The 15,424-nt window shown below is 47.0% G+C and carries 17 protein-coding genes; 6 read left to right on the top strand and 11 right to left on the bottom strand.

Annotated features, from left to right (window positions below; genetic code table 11):
- Positions 1 to 13 precede the first annotated feature (13 nt).
- The 3 genes from BACCOPRO_RS10925 to frr form a co-directional block, all read right to left on the bottom strand.
- The gene (locus BACCOPRO_RS10925) at positions 14 to 1,039 is read right to left on the bottom strand and encodes a M28 family metallopeptidase (RefSeq protein ID WP_008143609.1); all 1,026 of its coding nucleotides are present in this window, start codon (positions 1,037 to 1,039) and stop codon (positions 14 to 16) included.
- Positions 1,040 to 1,118: 79 nt separating this feature from the next.
- On the bottom strand, positions 1,119 to 2,057 hold the full coding sequence (rsgA, locus tag BACCOPRO_RS10920) for a ribosome small subunit-dependent GTPase A (protein ID WP_008143608.1): 939 nt from the start codon (positions 2,055 to 2,057) through the stop codon (positions 1,119 to 1,121).
- An 82-nt stretch (positions 2,058 to 2,139) separates the two neighbouring features.
- Entirely contained in the window at positions 2,140 to 2,700 is a 561-nt protein-coding gene (gene frr, locus BACCOPRO_RS10915) for a ribosome recycling factor (RefSeq protein ID WP_008143607.1), read from the bottom strand.
- Between the two features lie 237 nt (positions 2,701 to 2,937).
- Between frr and BACCOPRO_RS10910 the strand changes: the two genes are divergently transcribed.
- Positions 2,938 to 3,459, top strand: a complete 522-nt coding sequence (locus tag BACCOPRO_RS10910; protein WP_008143604.1) for a histidine phosphatase family protein — start codon at positions 2,938 to 2,940, stop codon at positions 3,457 to 3,459.
- On the opposite strand, the gene BACCOPRO_RS10905 is transcribed toward BACCOPRO_RS10910, so the two are convergent.
- From BACCOPRO_RS10905 to BACCOPRO_RS10885, 5 genes are all read right to left on the bottom strand, one after another.
- Positions 3,456 to 4,703 carry an acyloxyacyl hydrolase gene (locus BACCOPRO_RS10905; RefSeq protein ID WP_008143603.1) on the bottom strand — a complete coding sequence of 416 codons (1,248 nt, stop codon included), beginning with the start codon at positions 4,701 to 4,703 and terminating at the stop codon, positions 3,456 to 3,458. The genes BACCOPRO_RS10910 and BACCOPRO_RS10905 overlap by 4 nt on opposite strands.
- 21 nt (positions 4,704 to 4,724) lie before the next feature.
- Positions 4,725 to 5,435 (bottom strand): UMP kinase, encoded by a 711-nt coding sequence (gene pyrH, locus BACCOPRO_RS10900; protein ID WP_008143602.1) that lies wholly within the window; start codon positions 5,433 to 5,435, stop codon positions 4,725 to 4,727.
- Between the two features lie 48 nt (positions 5,436 to 5,483).
- Positions 5,484 to 6,794, bottom strand: a complete 1,311-nt coding sequence (locus tag BACCOPRO_RS10895) for an MATE family efflux transporter (RefSeq protein WP_008143601.1) — start codon at positions 6,792 to 6,794, stop codon at positions 5,484 to 5,486.
- The gene (locus BACCOPRO_RS10890; protein WP_008143600.1) at positions 6,791 to 7,528 is read right to left on the bottom strand and encodes a biotin--[acetyl-CoA-carboxylase] ligase; all 738 of its coding nucleotides are present in this window, start codon (positions 7,526 to 7,528) and stop codon (positions 6,791 to 6,793) included. The genes BACCOPRO_RS10895 and BACCOPRO_RS10890 overlap by 4 nt, the downstream gene beginning before the upstream one ends.
- A gap of 76 nt (positions 7,529 to 7,604) precedes the next feature.
- Positions 7,605 to 7,970, bottom strand: coding sequence for a YraN family protein (locus BACCOPRO_RS10885; protein ID WP_008143599.1), 366 nt, complete (start codon positions 7,968 to 7,970; stop codon positions 7,605 to 7,607).
- Between the two features lie 72 nt (positions 7,971 to 8,042).
- On the opposite strand from BACCOPRO_RS10885, the gene BACCOPRO_RS10880 reads away from it, so the two are divergent.
- Together BACCOPRO_RS10880 and BACCOPRO_RS10875 are read left to right on the top strand one after the other, a co-directional pair.
- Positions 8,043 to 8,279, top strand: coding sequence for a hypothetical protein (locus BACCOPRO_RS10880; protein ID WP_008143598.1), 237 nt, complete (start codon positions 8,043 to 8,045; stop codon positions 8,277 to 8,279).
- An 11-nt stretch (positions 8,280 to 8,290) separates the two neighbouring features.
- The gene (locus BACCOPRO_RS10875) at positions 8,291 to 8,725 is read left to right on the top strand and encodes a nucleoside deaminase (protein ID WP_008143596.1); all 435 of its coding nucleotides are present in this window, start codon (positions 8,291 to 8,293) and stop codon (positions 8,723 to 8,725) included.
- Positions 8,726 to 8,851: 126 nt separating this feature from the next.
- Here BACCOPRO_RS10875 and BACCOPRO_RS10870 read toward each other — a convergent pair whose 3' ends face one another.
- The 3 genes from BACCOPRO_RS10870 to BACCOPRO_RS10860 form a co-directional block, all read right to left on the bottom strand.
- Positions 8,852 to 9,142, bottom strand: coding sequence for a DUF4834 family protein (locus BACCOPRO_RS10870; protein ID WP_008143595.1), 291 nt, complete (start codon positions 9,140 to 9,142; stop codon positions 8,852 to 8,854).
- Between the two features lie 103 nt (positions 9,143 to 9,245).
- On the bottom strand, positions 9,246 to 9,959 hold the full coding sequence (gene pssA, locus BACCOPRO_RS10865; protein ID WP_022277634.1) for a CDP-diacylglycerol--serine O-phosphatidyltransferase: 714 nt from the start codon (positions 9,957 to 9,959) through the stop codon (positions 9,246 to 9,248).
- Between the two features lie 20 nt (positions 9,960 to 9,979).
- Positions 9,980 to 10,669 (bottom strand): phosphatidylserine decarboxylase family protein, encoded by a 690-nt coding sequence (locus BACCOPRO_RS10860; protein WP_040311438.1) that lies wholly within the window; start codon positions 10,667 to 10,669, stop codon positions 9,980 to 9,982.
- 160 nt (positions 10,670 to 10,829) lie between these two features.
- On the opposite strand from BACCOPRO_RS10860, the gene dnaE reads away from it, so the two are divergent.
- The 3 genes from dnaE to BACCOPRO_RS10845 are packed head-to-tail and all read left to right on the top strand — an operon-like array spanning position 10,830 to position 15,357.
- Entirely contained in the window at positions 10,830 to 14,627 is a 3,798-nt protein-coding gene (dnaE, locus tag BACCOPRO_RS10855; protein ID WP_008143592.1) for a DNA polymerase III subunit alpha, read from the top strand.
- Between the two features lie 48 nt (positions 14,628 to 14,675).
- A complete protein-coding gene (gene trxA / locus BACCOPRO_RS10850; RefSeq protein ID WP_008143591.1) occupies positions 14,676 to 14,993 on the top strand; it encodes a thioredoxin in 318 nt (105 codons plus the stop codon).
- Positions 14,994 to 15,015: 22 nt separating this feature from the next.
- Complete coding sequence (locus BACCOPRO_RS10845; protein ID WP_008143588.1) at positions 15,016 to 15,357, top strand: hypothetical protein; 342 nt, start codon at positions 15,016 to 15,018, stop codon at positions 15,355 to 15,357.
- Positions 15,358 to 15,424: the final 67 nt, after the last annotated feature.

The raw sequence follows: 15,424 nt of genomic DNA, 5'->3' as shown, positions 1-15,424 counted from the left end.
ATTTTGAAGATGATTAGAATGATTCGTTAGCCATTTTCCACATGCCCAGGAAAGAAGCTTTGGTTATTTCTACCAGTTTGTTCCAATTGATTTTTGCGGGTTCGTCACCTGGCAGGTGATAATCCGGATGTCCGTTGGTGTGATACCACATGATCGGAATATTTCGTTTGGCAAATGTGCTGTTGTCGCTTCCTCCTACCGGTTTGTCCCATGGACGGTAATCGGGTTCCAGCTGGAGATTATATTTCTCGACATCCTTCTTCAGCCATTCGCCAAAAGCCGGGGTTCCTTCTGTGTAGAAGTAAACAACCTGCTTGGGACGAGATTCGTCATTGTTGCGTCCGATCATGTCGAAGTTCAGATATCCCTTTACCTTATTTATATCGGGATAGCTGAGGGCAAAATATTGGGAACCCAGCAATCCTTTCTCTTCTCCGTCCCAAAAAGCAAAGATAACCGTACGTTCCGGCTGTTCTCCCGTAGCCAGGAAGGCACGCGCTATTTGCAGTACGGCAGAAACACCGGAAGCATTGTCATCGGCACCATTGTAAATCTGGTCACCGTCGAGCATCGGATCAATGCCCAGGTGATCATAATGTGCACCGATAATCACAATCTCATCTTTATTCTTTCCTTCTATTTTTGCCAGTACATTGCGCATGCTGTATTTCTGGTGTACACCTTCCCGGATGAGTGCGATGGAATCCGGATGAACCTGCAGTCTTCCTTTTTTCTGACGTTCTACCCGGTACGCATCGAAAGGCTGGAAATAATCATTGGATAAAGGCTTCATGCCCATCTGTTGCAGAAGAGAAGCGATATAATTTCCTGCAATACGGCCGCTTTTCCATCCGGCTTCCCGTCCTTCCAGTTCGTCAGAAGCCAGAAAGCCCACCTGAGCTTTGGCACTTTCCTGATTAATTGTAGCCAGCCCCTTTTGTTCTGGAGTCGGTTTTTGGGGTGAAGTAGCATAGGCATTGTATGAGAGTGATGCTCCCAGTATGGTATATAAGAAATATTTGCAAATGGTTGCCTTCATGGTTATAGTCTGTTGTTTGTTGATAAATGATTTATTTTTAATCTTGTCCGCATATCTTATGCAGATATATGTTTGCGGCTTAATAAGCAGCCCTGTATTTTCCTTCTTCCTTGTCTTCCAGAATATTCAGGTAAGACGTATAACGCGATTCGCTGATATAATGGTTTTCAACAGCTTCGCGGACCGCACATCCGGGCTCATGCCGATGGGTGCAGTTGTTATATTTGCAATCAGCCGAAAACTTGAAGATCTCCTTGAAGTAATGTCCGACTTCTTCATCTTTCATGTCAAAAGTTCCGAAGCCTTTGATTCCCGGAGTATCGATGATGTAGCCGTTTTCTTCGTCCACGGGGAACATCTCAGAGAAGGTGGTTGTATGCATTCCCTTGTTGTGATAAGCCGATATTTCTCCTGTTTTCAGTTGCTGCTCGGGAAGGATGGCATTGATTAAAGTTGATTTTCCGACACCCGAATGGCCGGAGAACAAGGTGACCTTGCCTTTCAGTGCCTCTTTCAGTTCGGCAACGCCTGTTCCTTCCAGTGCCGAAATACGGAAACAAGGATATCCGATGCAAGTGTAAAGATGGATCAGGCCTTCCAGATAATGCAGTTCTTCTTCCGTATAGCGATCCACTTTGTTAAATACGAGACATACCGGAACCTGATAAGCTTCCGCAGAAGCAAGAAAACGATCAATGAAAATGGTAGAGGTTTCCGGATAGTTGACCGTAACCACCAGCATGCACTGGTCCAGATTAGCTGCAATGATGTGTGATTGTTTGGATAGATTGGAGGCGCGTCGGATGATATAGTTTTTTCTGTCCTCTATTTCGGCAATGAAAGCGGTTCCTTCCGTATTGGGCGCAATCTGTACGCGGTCTCCTACGGCGATCGGATTGGTACTTCGGATTCCTTTCAGGCGAAAGTTTCCCTTGATTTTACATTCAACCATTTCTCCGTCGTCTGTCTTGACCAGATACCAGCTACCTGTATTTTTAATGACTAAGCCTTTCTTCATAGAATATGCTGAATGAACGGGATGTGCCGTCCTGTGTCTCATCTGTTAGGAGAGACCGGGCGGCACATTCCTTCAATTGCGTTTATACTGTCATGATTTCCTTATCCTTGGCTGCCAGCATGTCATCAATCTGTTTGATGTATTTGTCATGCACTTTCTGCAGCTTGGCTTCAGAGTTTTTCTGTTCATCTTCCGGCATACCGTCTTTTACGGCTTTTTTGAGTGCATCAATGGCATCACGGCGTGCATTGCGGACACTTACCTTGGCTGTTTCGCCTTCGCCTTTGCACTGTTTAGCCAGTTGTTTGCGTCGTTCCTCAGTCAAAGGAGGAATACCCAGACGGATGATTTCTCCGTTGTTTTCCGGCATGATACCCAGTTCAGAGTCAATAATAGCTTTTTCAATAACGCGGAACATACTTTTATCCCACGGTTTGATGGCGATGCTGCGGGCATCAGGAGTTGTCACTGCAGCTACATTGTTAATAGGAACCATGCTTCCGTAAGAATCTACTTTGATACCATCCAGCAAGCGAACATCTGCCTTGCCTGCACGGATGTGAGCCAATGATTCATCCAGATACATGATTGCCATATCCATTTTTTCTTCAGCTGCGCTGATAATTGTTTTAGAATCTGCCATATTGTACTTAATTTTTAAAGTAATTCAAATGAGTGGTTTTAATCAAAAAAATGATGTAAGCAAAGGTAGGTTATTTTTTGTTTATTTACAACAGTTCCGTTGTTTTCTTGTCTGATATGCGGGCTTCCTGTCAGGTGAATACCTGATTTCTTCTGCAAAAGCATGATTTTGCACGATATTTTCTGGCAGAAGGCTCATTATTCCTTTAATTTTGTGGCCAGTAAAAAACAATGAGTTATGATTGAAGTATATTTGGCCCGTCATGGTCAGACGGAAGAGAATATCAGCCGGATATATCAGGGACATCTGCCGGGACGGCTGACGGAAGAGGGAAAAAGGCAGGCTGTGGAACTGGGAGAGAAACTGAAAGATATAGAACTGGATGCCATTGTCAGCAGTGACTTGCAGCGGGTGGCAGATACGGTTCGGCTGGCTATGGCAGGACGCCCGTTGCCCTGGAAGCAGACAGCGCTGCTGCGGGAGATAGACTGGGGAAGCTGGACGGGACTTCCGATTCAGTCTGTCGATTTGGAGAAACAGCCGGAAGATGTAGAGACGAGGGAAATGCTGTATGAAAGAGCAGGACGCTGTCGGGATTATCTGATGGAGAATTATCAGGGCATGCGAGTGTTGGTGGTAGCTCATGGGCTGATCAACCGTTCCCTGCAGGCACAAATTCAGGGTATACCGATTACGGAACTGACTTCCATTCCGCACATGCAGAATGCGGAAGTCCGCAGACTGATTATTCCGGATTAGTGCGTGCGTCTCAAGTTGTGGAAGCGATAGCCAAGTCCCAGCATCAGGTTGTTGGGAGTATGGAAATCTCTTAACTGATAGCCGACATGAAGAAACACATTGCGCGTGAGCGAACATTTCAGGGCGAGGATCTGATACAATCCTTTCAGGTCTTTTCCTCTTCGGATGAAGTTGCCTCCGATGCCAAGGTTGATGGCAAAGATCGGCATCACGTACTCTCCGCGTACAGATAAGCCGAGACCTGCCTGCTGTCGGAACGGCGGGCGGTAGAACTTCAGATCGTCCGGAGTTTCGGGTGTGGCGATCCATTGTTCGATGTTGGCGCTTTCATCGTATTGGAAATCCAGTGAAAGGCCTGCTTTCAGGCGGTGGCTGAAGTTATACATCGGATTGAAATTGAATCCGGCGACTGCAAATGTGCCGGGTGCCAGATAGCCTTGTCCGTCAATAAAGACTCCTTTGCGTTTCCAGGCGCCATACACGACGACATCATAGCTGATATGTTCTCGAAAGCCGGACATCGGGATTGTAGCCGACTGGCCTGCAACCGTTTCGGGAATAACAGGATTCGGTGTGTAGACCAGACCGATTCTTCCTCCGATGAGGTTCAGTCCCGAATTGGGAAACTTGGTATTTCCGTTTGAGTAATGGGTAAGGTCTGCTCCGGCATTCATGCTCCAGTGAGGAGAGAGCTTCCAGTCCACGAAGAAGCCCACATTGAGATAAGCATTTACTTTCGATCCGATCACTCGGTTGTTTACATTGTCATACGGGTCATAAGGATTCCATCCAAAAGCAGCTCCGAAGTTCCATTCGTAGTTGAGAGACAGGTTGCGTCCCAGCCGGGCAATTCTTGATCCCTGGAAAACATAGAGGGCTGTCGGACTGCCGATTTCCTGAGCAGATTCAAAAGAATTGTAAGAGAGACCGATTCCCTGATATGTGTGTGGATAGATACTTCCTGTTTCAGAAAAAGGATGAAACTGAAAAGCCCATTTCAGGTGGGCGGAGAAAGCCTTGCGTAAGGCATGCTGCTTATTGTTTGTTCCTCGTAGGAACTCATGGGTAGGAGCGATGTAAGTTGGCCGAAGGTCAATTCCGATTCGTTGGACAATAGGAAAGGAATCCGGAAGGCGGAGTCGGGTTGAATCGGTTTCTGTCTGCTGTGCAAAAATAGCAGAAGGGGAGAACAATGCATAAGCAGTTCCCAGCAGAATGGCCAGCCATGATTTGTTACTCCCCATATTCTTTCTTTCTGATGATGGTTAATTGTGTACCAGTGTACCGATGTTTTCACCAGACATCACCTTCTTCAGATTACCTACGGTATCCATGTCGAATACGATGATGGGCAGATTGTTTTCCTTGCACATGCAGGTTGCTGTCAGGTCCATTACCTTCAGCCCGCGTGCCAGAACTTCATCATAAGTGATTTCATCGAATTTGGTTGCTGTCGGATCTTTTTCCGGGTCAGCAGTATAAATGCCGTCTACACGTGTTCCTTTCAGCATGACATCAGCTTCAATTTCAATGCCTCGCAGGGATGAACCGGTATCTGTCGTAAAGAACGGGTTTCCGGTGCCGGCTGACATGATTACCACTTCGCCGTTTTCCATGGCTTCAATGGCTTTCCATTTGGTGTAGAATTCACCGATTGGTTCCATGCGGATTGCTGTGAGGACACGTGCCTTAACACCGGCCGCAACGAGAGCAGAACTCAGTCCCAGGCTGTTGATCACAGTGGCCAGCATACCCATCTGGTCGCCTTTGACACGATCAAATCCTTTGCCCGCGCCACTCAGTCCGCGGAAGATATTTCCTCCGCCTATGACGATACCGATTTGTACACCCATTTCGTGTATTTCCTTAATCTGCTGTGCGTATTCGCCCAGACGTTTCTCATCGATTCCGTATTTCTTTTCACCCATCAGACTTTCGCCGCTGAGTTTTAACAGAATGCGTTTAAATCTTGCCATAGTTCAATTGGGTTTAAATGTTTTCGTGCAAATATAAACATATTTATTTCAATAGTCAATATCGCGGGCGGTTATAATCTTTCGTCCCAGCCAGGCCTGTATGCTTCCCCGCAATATGAGGTAAAGGATGAAGGCCAGCCACAGTGCGTGATTGTTCCATTGCTCCTGAAGCCCATAGTAAGTAAGGAAAAAGGCAGCTGAAGCAACGGCCATTGCCCGCAGCATGTAGTGGGTAGCAGTGGCTCCGATGCAGATTCCATCGAGCAGGAAAGCAGAGAATCCGGCCGGTGGAATACAGAGTACCCAGTAGAAATATTCGGTGGACGCCTCGATGACGGCCTGGTCGTTCGTCAACAGGCCGAGAAATCCTTTTCCTCCAATACTATATAATAAGGTAAAGGCAATGGCCAGCGTAATTCCCCATCCGAAAAGCCGGTTCACCGTACGCCTTAATTCAGTATAGTTACGTGCGCCGATGTATTTGCCCGTGAGTGCTTCTCCGGCATAAGCGAAGCCGTCCATGATGTAGGAAAAGAGAGTGAACAGTTGCATCAGAAGCGTGTTTACAGCCAGTACCACATCCCCGTAGGCTGCTCCCCGTGATGTAAAGAATACGGTGACGGCTACCAGACAGAGCGTGCGCAGGAAGATATCCCGGTTTACCCGAAAGAAGCTGCTCATGGCTTTCCGTTCAAATAATCGTTGGGTTGATACTGCATACTTGCGCAATGACCGGTAATAGCGCTGCCAGAGCAGGCAAGCCATCAGCAGACCTGCATATTGAGCTGTCAGGGTGCCCAGTGCCACTCCTTCTACCTTCATGCCGAGAGCATATACGAAGAAAAGGCTGGCGGCGATGTTCACCACGTTCTGTGTAATGGCTATGGACATAGGAAATCGGGAGTTCTGCATGCCGATAAACCAGCCGATAAAGCTGTAAAGTCCCAGTGTGGCAGGTGCGCCCCAGATGCAGATCTGAAAATAGCGGGTGGCCAGTGTGCGGACTTCCGGACTAGCATCGATCAGCAGAAAGGCGACGGCGCGGATCGGATATTGCAGTACGAGTAACAGGAAAGCCAGGAGCAGACTGATGCTGAGTGACCGCATCAGCAGACGGGTCACTTCGGGCAAGTCATGGCGTCCGTAGGCTTGTGAGGTAAGCCCGCCCGTTCCCATGCGGAGAAACCCGAAGATCCAGTAAATCATACTGAACAGCATACCGCCGACAGCAATGGCACCGATGTAAGAAGCCGCTCCCAGATGGCCGACAATGGTTACGTCCACCAGTCCCAGCAAAGGGACGGTGATGTTGGAAATTATCGACGGTACGGCAATACGCAGAATTCGTTGATTGGTCATATGACGTATTCCACTTCTTTGAACATGTATCCTCTTCTGTTTCCTTCTTTATCTTCCAGGATGAGTCTGCCATCGGGCTCCACATCCAGAATCCGGGCACAGAAATTTCCTGCTCCGTCACGATAGGCATGAAATCCGTCTTTGCGATACAGGTGCTCCTTGTATCGGGAAGCGATAAGCCTGTCTTCTCCGGCTTTCAGGCGTTCGTAATATGCTTCGGCACGTTCCATGAACTGCTCCAGAATCACTCTTCGGTCGTACCGCTTACCTGTGATTTGAAAGAGTGATACAGGATTGGGGGCATCACTGATGAACTGTTCCTGATTGAGATTCACACCGGTACCGGAGATGGACCGTCCGATATGTGTGCCGGTCAGGTCGTTTTCTATCAGGGTGCCGCAAAGTTTCTTGTCTTTCCAGTAAATATCGTTGGGCCATTTGATCCGGATGTCTTCCGTATAGAGAGAAAGTATCTCTTGCAGGGCCAGTGCCGTAATTTGTGAAAGGAGGAACTGACGTCGGGCTTCCAGAAATTCCGGATAAACGACGAAACTGAACAGCAGGTTGGCGCCGGCTTCCGACTCCCAGCTGTTGCCTCTTTGTCCGCGTCCGGCACTTTGATAAGCAGTGTAGATGCTGGTCAGTTCCGGACAGGTTTGGGTATCGCACAGTTCAGCCAGATAGGAATTGGTGGACGTCGTTTCGTCCAGCCAGATAGGTTCAGGATAATTCATGAGCAGTTTCTTTTTGTTTTAGGTTGCATTCTATGATGGTTTCCTTTTATGCAATGGAAGTCACACGGATACAGGGTTACCAGACAGGTGACAGAAAAGCCCCTTCTATGTGCTCGATGGAGAACGGAGGCTGTATGCCCGTTACTGTGATGATGTCGAAGCGGACAGGCAGATCGATGGCGAATCTTTTTACGTAAGCATCAGTTGCCAGAACAATGCGGCGGATTTTTCGTTCCGTCACAGCTTCCTCCGGGAGACCGAAACGGGTGTTTCGTCGGGTTTTCACTTCGACGACGATCAGTTCTCCATCTTTCTCGGCAATGATGTCCAACTCCAGTTTGCCGACGTGCCAGTTTCTGTGCCGTATCCGGTATCCTCGTGACGAAAGGTAAGCAGAAGCCGCTTCTTCGCCTTCTTTTCCCAGTTCATTGTGTGCAGCCATTTTTGTTTTTCTGCAAAAATAGAGATTTTATGCTTTGAATTTAAGGGAAGTGCATTAATTTTGCAAAAGAATATGGTGAATCAGGGAAAGACTAGAAAAAAAGTTCCTTCATCCGTTCCTCCCCGCAAACAGCGGATGGTATGCTTGATGAGTGAAGAAGAGGTGCAGATTGTAGACCGGTATCTGGAGAAATATCAGATCAAGAACAAGGCGCGCTGGCTTCGCGAGACTGTATTGTCTTATATTCATCAGCAGCTTCTCGACGAGGATTATCCTACTTTATTCAAGGAACACGATATGCGAAGATAACGAACGGAATCATGGCAGATGATACTTATTACATGCGGCAGGCTTTACAGGAAGCCCGGGAAGCCGCGAATCGGGGTGAAGTTCCCGTTGGGGCGGTAGTGGTATGTCGCGACCGCATTATTGCGCGTGCCCATAATCTGACAGAGACTTTGACGGATGTGACTGCTCATGCAGAAATGCAGGCAATTACAGCTGCGGCAGGATGGTTGGGAGGAAAGTATCTGAACAACTGTACGCTGTATGTAACCATTGAGCCGTGTGTGATGTGTGCTGGTGCCATTGCGTGGGCACAGACCGGACGGCTGGTCTATGGTGCCGATGATGAAAAACGAGGTTTCCAGCGCTATGCTCCCCAGGCTTTGCACCCTAAGACACAGGTCACCAGCGGTGTGCTGGCAGACGAGTGCGCACAACTCATGAAAGACTTTTTTCAGAAGCGGCGCTGATACTTTTTAGATCAGAAAGCAGGGGTAAAAAACGTCGAAACGTTTTTCTTCAAACGCCGAAGTCTTTTTTAAAAACGTTTCGGCGTTTAAAAAAAAGCCCGCGGGCTATAGGGAGGATATAATGATTTATTCCTTGATTTCTTCGAAGTCTACGTATTCTCCTTCGTCTTCATCAAATACCTTGCCTTTTCTTCTTCCCTCCGAAGTGTTATTGCTCCGGGTATTTTCGTGGGTTGTGTTTTGGCTTTGAGCGAAGTCCTGTGAAGCCGATCCCGACCGGTTGTAGCGTGTTGATTCATCGCCTTTCATGCGGCGTCCCACTCCGAGAACTGTACGGATTACTTTCGACAAGATGGCCAGTCCGATGACCAGAATGATCAGAATAAAGAAAAATATAAATCCTAAAATATGAAACATAAGCTATTTGGGGTTGCGACGACAAGCGGACAGCGGATGAACAGCTGCATGGGCTGTGACGTCTGTGTTCTCAGTCTGTCATACAAGATCCGTGCCACGATGATCACTGCTTTTTCTTCCGTCCGGTGATCAATGACAAAAGAATGTACCATACGATTACGGCCGCAAAGCCTCCGGTACGCAGGAATATCAGCAGCGGAATGCTGACAATGAGGAAGATATAACTCGTTTTGTTGTGTTCCCACGACAGGTTTTTAAACTTGAGTGAAAACATCGGAATTTCGGCAATCAGTAAAAGTGACATGACAATCACCATGACAAGAAGCCACAAAGCGTTGAAACTGTCAGACACCAGAAAATCGTGTGCACCGACAATCAGCGAAGCCCAGAACAGCGTATTGGCCGGTGTCGGGAGTCCGATAAACGACGTACTTTGTCGCGGGTCGATATTGAATTTTCCCAGACGGAGGGCTGAAAATACGGAAATGAGAAAAGCCGTGTACGGCATATACTCTGCTACCGGCATCAGAAATTCCGGATAGGTCACCTCGTGGAACAGAGAAAATACCATGGCCGAAGGAGCTACACCGAAGGTTACGTCATCAGCCAGTGAATCCAGTTCCTTTCCTAATGGAGAGGATACGTGTAACAGGCGTGCGCTCATACCGTCGAAGAAATCGAATACGGCTCCCATTACGATGAACAGAAAGGCAAGTCCGTAACTGCCTTGGAACGCCATGTAACTGGCAATGCATCCACAGAATAAATTACAGCTGGTGATGGTATTCGGAATATGTCGGGTAATAGCGTTTGCCATAGTCTGTCCTCCTTGATCTGTTATTTTAGTTTGGCAATGACTGTCTGGTTTCCGGTAGTTTTCTGCCCCATGCTGACACATACTTCAGTACCTAAAGGCAGATAGACATCGACACGTGAGCCGAACTTGATGAAGCCCATGTGTTCATCAATAAAGCAGTCTTCTCCCTTTTCTGCATAAGTGACAATTCGTCTTGCCACGGCTCCGGCAATCTGTCGGGCCATGACCGTATGTCCTTCAGGAGTCTCAATGACAACCATCGAACGTTCGTTCTCCGTACTTGCTTTGGGAAGCCATGCTTTCATGAAGCGTCCGTTGTGATGATCTACATGCTTGACTGTTCCGTCTACGGGATACCAGTTGGCATGTACATTCGTAATATCCATGAATATGGAGACCATCAGACGGCGGTCGTGGAAATATTCATATTCATCAACTTCTTCGATGACTACTACTTTGCCGTCGGCCGGAGCAACGACGATCTTTTCCGTATCTCCGTTGAAGAGACGGATCGGACAGCGGAAGAAGTTTACCATCAGGGCATAAAGAATCACACTCACAACCAGGACAATGGTAAATAGCAGTTCACACGATGTTCCCCAATAGATAGCAGCATTGAGCAGTAACAATATCAGGGCGCTGGTGATTAGAATGTGGGTTCCTTCGCGGTGTATTCTTATTTTTTTCTTTATCTTATTCAGTCGGGTCATAACAAAGTCTGATATGTTCTGTGCAAAAATATAGTTAATTTGACAACCGTGCAAATAAAAGGGACCTAAATGCAACTTTTCAATAAAAAACACGTATAGTTTTGTTCATTCCCTAAAAGGGGAGTATCTTTGATTCGTTTTTATAAATATCAGATTACACATGCAGGATTTTGTTCATTTGCACGTTCATACCCAGTATTCCATTTTGGATGGTCAGGCATCCATACCTCGTCTGGTAGATAAAGCTATCGCCAATGGTATGCGGGGAATTGCTGTTACCGATCATGGAGACATGTTTGGTATCAAGGAATTTTTCAATTATGTCAATAAGAAGAATGGGGGAACGAACGGTGAGATTAAGGACTTGAAGAAAAAGATTGCGGCACTGGAAAGCGGCAAGGCGGAGAGTGAGAACCCGGAAGCTGAACTGGCTGCCTGCAAGGAGCAACTGGAAGCAGCTCGTAAAAAGCTGTTCAAGCCCATCATCGGTTGTGAGATGTATGTGGCACGGCGTCGGCTGGAAGACAAGGACGGGAAGCAGGACCAGAGCGGTTATCACCTGGTTGTACTTGCGAAGAATCTGAAAGGATATCATAACCTGATCAAACTGGTATCGAAAGCCTGGACAAAAGGATTCTATATGCGTCCGCGTACAGACCGTGCGGAACTGGAAAAATATCATGAAGGGTTGATTGTCTGTTCGGCCTGTCTGGGAGGAGAAGTGCCCCGGCGTATTTCGGCAGGACAGCTGGAAGAGGCTGAGGAGGCTATCCGCTGGTATAAGAATCTTTTCGGAGACGATTATTACCTGGAATTGCAGCGTCATAAAGCTACGGTTCCCCGTGCGAACCATGAAACCTTCAAACTGCAGGAAGTTGTCAACCAGAAACTGATAGAATATGCCCGCAAATATGACATCAAACTGGTATGTACCAATGATGTTCACTTTGTAGATGAAGAAAATGCCGAGGCACACGATCGTCTGATCTGTCTGAGTACAGGAAAAGATCTGGATGATCCGAACCGGATGCTGTATACCAAGCAGGAATGGATGAAGACACGTGAGGAGATGAATGAGATCTTTGCAGATGTGCCTGAAGCCTTATCGAATACGGTAGACATTTGTGATCAGGTGGAGTTCTACTCGATTGATCATGCGCCTATCATGCCGACCTTCGTAATTCCCGAATCGTTTGGTACGGAAGAAGAGTACCGGAAGAAGTTTACGGAAAAGGATCTGTTTGACGAGTTCACACAGGATGAGAATGGAAACGTCGTTATGGATGAAGCCTCCGCGAAGGCCAAGATCGAACGTCTGGGAGGATATGAGAAACTGTATCGTATCAAGCTGGAGGCAGATTACCTGGCTAAACTGGCTTATGACGGAGCGCGTCGCCGTTATGGAGAAGAACTGGATGAAGAAGTTCAGGAACGAATCAAATTTGAGCTCCACATTATGAAGACCATGGGTTTTCCCGGTTACTTCCTTATTGTGCAGGATTTTATTTCTGCCGCACGTGAAAAGCTGGATGTATCCGTGGGGCCGGGACGTGGATCTGCGGCAGGATCGGCTGTTGCCTACTGTCTGGGTATTACACAAATCGACCCGATCAAGTATGACCTGCTGTTTGAGCGTTTCCTGAATCCCGACCGTATCTCATTGCCTGATATCGATGTGGACTTTGATGATGACGGACGTGGACGGGTGCTGAACTGGGTGACCGAGAAATACGGACAGGAAAAGGTGGCACATATCATCACGTATGGAACAATGGCTACCAAACTGGCCATTAAGGATGTGGCCCGTGTACAGAAACTGCCGCTTTCGGAATCAGATCGCCTCTGTAAGCTGATACCTGACAAGATACCAGACAAGAAACTGAACTTGCCGAATGCCATAGCGTATGTACCCGAACTGCAGGCTGCTGAGGTTTCTTCCGATCCGATCCTGCGGGATACCATCAAATACGCCAAGATGTTGGAGGGAAATGTCCGCAACACGGGTGTACATGCTTGCGGTACAATCATCTGTCGGGACGATATAACCGACTGGGTTCCCGTAAGTACGGCTGATGATAAGGAAACGGGCGAAAAGATGCTCGTAACGCAATATGAAGGTTCGGTTATTGAGGATACCGGACTGATCAAGATGGACTTTTTGGGCCTGAAGACCTTGTCTATTATCAAGGAAGCCCTCGAAAATATTAAAAACAGCAAGGGAATTGTGCTGAACATTGACGAGATTCCGATTGACGATCCGGCAACTTATCGCTTGTACAGTGACGGACGTACCATCGGAACCTTCCAGTTTGAATCGGCGGGCATGCAGAAATACCTTCGGGAATTGCAACCTTCGACTTTCGAAGACCTGATTGCCATGAATGCGCTTTACCGTCCGGGACCGATGGATTACATTCCTGACTTTATCGACCGTAAGCACGGACGGAAACCGATTGAATATGATATTCCGATCATGGAAAAGTATCTGAAAGATACGTATGGAATTACGGTTTATCAGGAGCAGGTGATGTTGCTGTCCCGTCTGTTGGCAGACTTTACCCGAGGTGAATCAGATGCCTTGCGAAAGGCAATGGGTAAGAAGCTGCGCGACAAGCTGGATCACATGAAGCCTAAGTTTATCGAAGGTGGAAAGAAGAATGGACACGATCCGAAGGTTCTTGAGAAGATCTGGGCTGACTGGGAAAAATTTGCTTCGTATGCGTTCAATAAATCGCATGCCACCTGTTATTCCTGGGTTGCTTATCAGACTGCTTATCTGAAAGCAAATTATCCTTCGGAGTATATGGCGGCCACCATGAGCCGAAACATTTCGAACATCACTGAAATCACGAAACTGATGGACGAGTCGAAGGCAACTGGTATCCGGGTGCTTGGTCCGGATGTGAACGAAAGTTTGCTGAAGTTCTCTGTTAACCGTCGGGGTGACATCCGTTTCGGACTGGGAGCAATCAAGGGAGTCGGTGAGTCGGCTGTGCAAAGCATTTTGAGTGAACGCGAGAAGAATGGTCCTTACAAGAGCATCTTTGATTTTGTACAGCGTGTGAATCTTTCGGCTTGTAACCGGAAGAATATTGAAAACCTGGCACTGGCCGGAGGTTTTGACAGCTTTGGAAATATCAAGCGGGAGGATTTCTTTATGAAAAATTCCAAGGATGAAACCTTTGTAGAAACTTTGGTCCGTTATGGAAGTAAGTACCAGATGGACAAGGCGGCTGCCATCAATTCCCTGTTCGGCGGTGAGCATGAGGTGGAAGTTGCCACTCCTGAAATCATATCTGCTCCAGCCTGGAGTGATCTGGAACGGTTGAACAAGGAACGTGAACTGGTTGGTATCTATTTGTCGGCCCATCCGTTGGATGAATATGCTGTGGTGCTTGAGAATGTTTGCAATGTTCACATGGAGGAGCTTTCGAATCTGACACCTTTACAAAACAGGGATCTGATATTGGGCGGTATTGTGACAGGCGTACGTGAAGGATATACGAAATCAGGTAAACCTTATGGTATCGCAAAGGTGGAAGATTATTCCGGTGTGGCGGAGTTTGCCTTTTTTGGAAACGAATGGGTAGAGAAGAAAAACTTCTTCAGCGAAGGAATGTTCCTCTTCATGCATGGGAAATGCCAGCCCCGGCAATGGAAGCCTGATGAATGGGAAGTAAAGATCAATACGATTGAACTTCTGCCGGATGTGAAGGACCGGGTAATTGAAAAGTTAACGGTGACAGTTCCTCTGTCGGCGATCAATGACGAACTGATCATGGAACTTTCTTCCCTGATCAAGGCAAGTCCGGGAAATGCCGAACTCTGTTTCTTTATCCGGGATGAAGATGGGCTTATGCATGTAAACCTGATGTCACGGACATTGAAGATTGCTGTCCATAAAGAGCTGGTGAATTATTTAAAAAGCCAGCCAATGTTGGACTATAAAATAAATTAGTATATATTTGCAGGAGTAGAATTTTAAAAACGATTAGATAGAAAAATTATGGCACTGAACATTAAAGATGACAATTTTGAAGCAATTCTGGCTGAAGGAAAGCCGGTAGTATTGGATTTCTGGGCTACATGGTGTGGACCATGCAAGCAGATTGCTCCGTATATTGAAGAACTGGCCGAAGAATACAAGGATCAGGTAAATATTGGCAAGTGTGATGTAGATGACAATGCTGATCTTCCTGCTCAGTATGGAGTCCGTAATATTCCTACGGTGCTGTTCATCAAGAATGGTGAAGTAGTAGATAAGCAAGTTGGTGCTACCACAAAAGCTGCTCTGCAGGCTAAAGTGGAAGCGTTGCTGAAGTAATAACATTTAAATTTCTAAGACTATGGGAATGGAAGACGATTTCCTTTTGGAAGATGAGGACGATGAAAGATGCGTGGAGTTCATAAAGAACTACTTGCCTCAGGAAATGAAAGACAAGTTTTCAGACGATGATTTGTATTACATTCTCGATCTGATCGTGGATTATTATACAACCAGCGGGTGTCTGGATGCACAGCCTGACGAAGAAGGTTATATCAATATCGATCAGGATGAAATTGTAAACTACATAGTCAAGGAAGCTGCAAACGACGGAATGGGACCTTTCGATCCGGAAGAAGTCTTCTTTGTCGTACAGGGTGAAATGGAGTACGGCAATCAGGTAGGACAGGACGAAGAGGAATAAATGTTGGAATAAAAGAATTGGACAGGACAGATAAATCGAGTTTTCGATCAGGCTGCCTGTCCAATTC

The organism is Phocaeicola coprophilus DSM 18228 = JCM 13818, assembly GCF_000157915.1.
Taxonomy (GTDB): Bacteria; Bacteroidota; Bacteroidia; order Bacteroidales; family Bacteroidaceae; genus Phocaeicola; species Phocaeicola coprophilus.
Note: the sequence above shows the minus strand (reverse complement) of the source record. Positions and strands in the feature narration are given on the sequence as shown.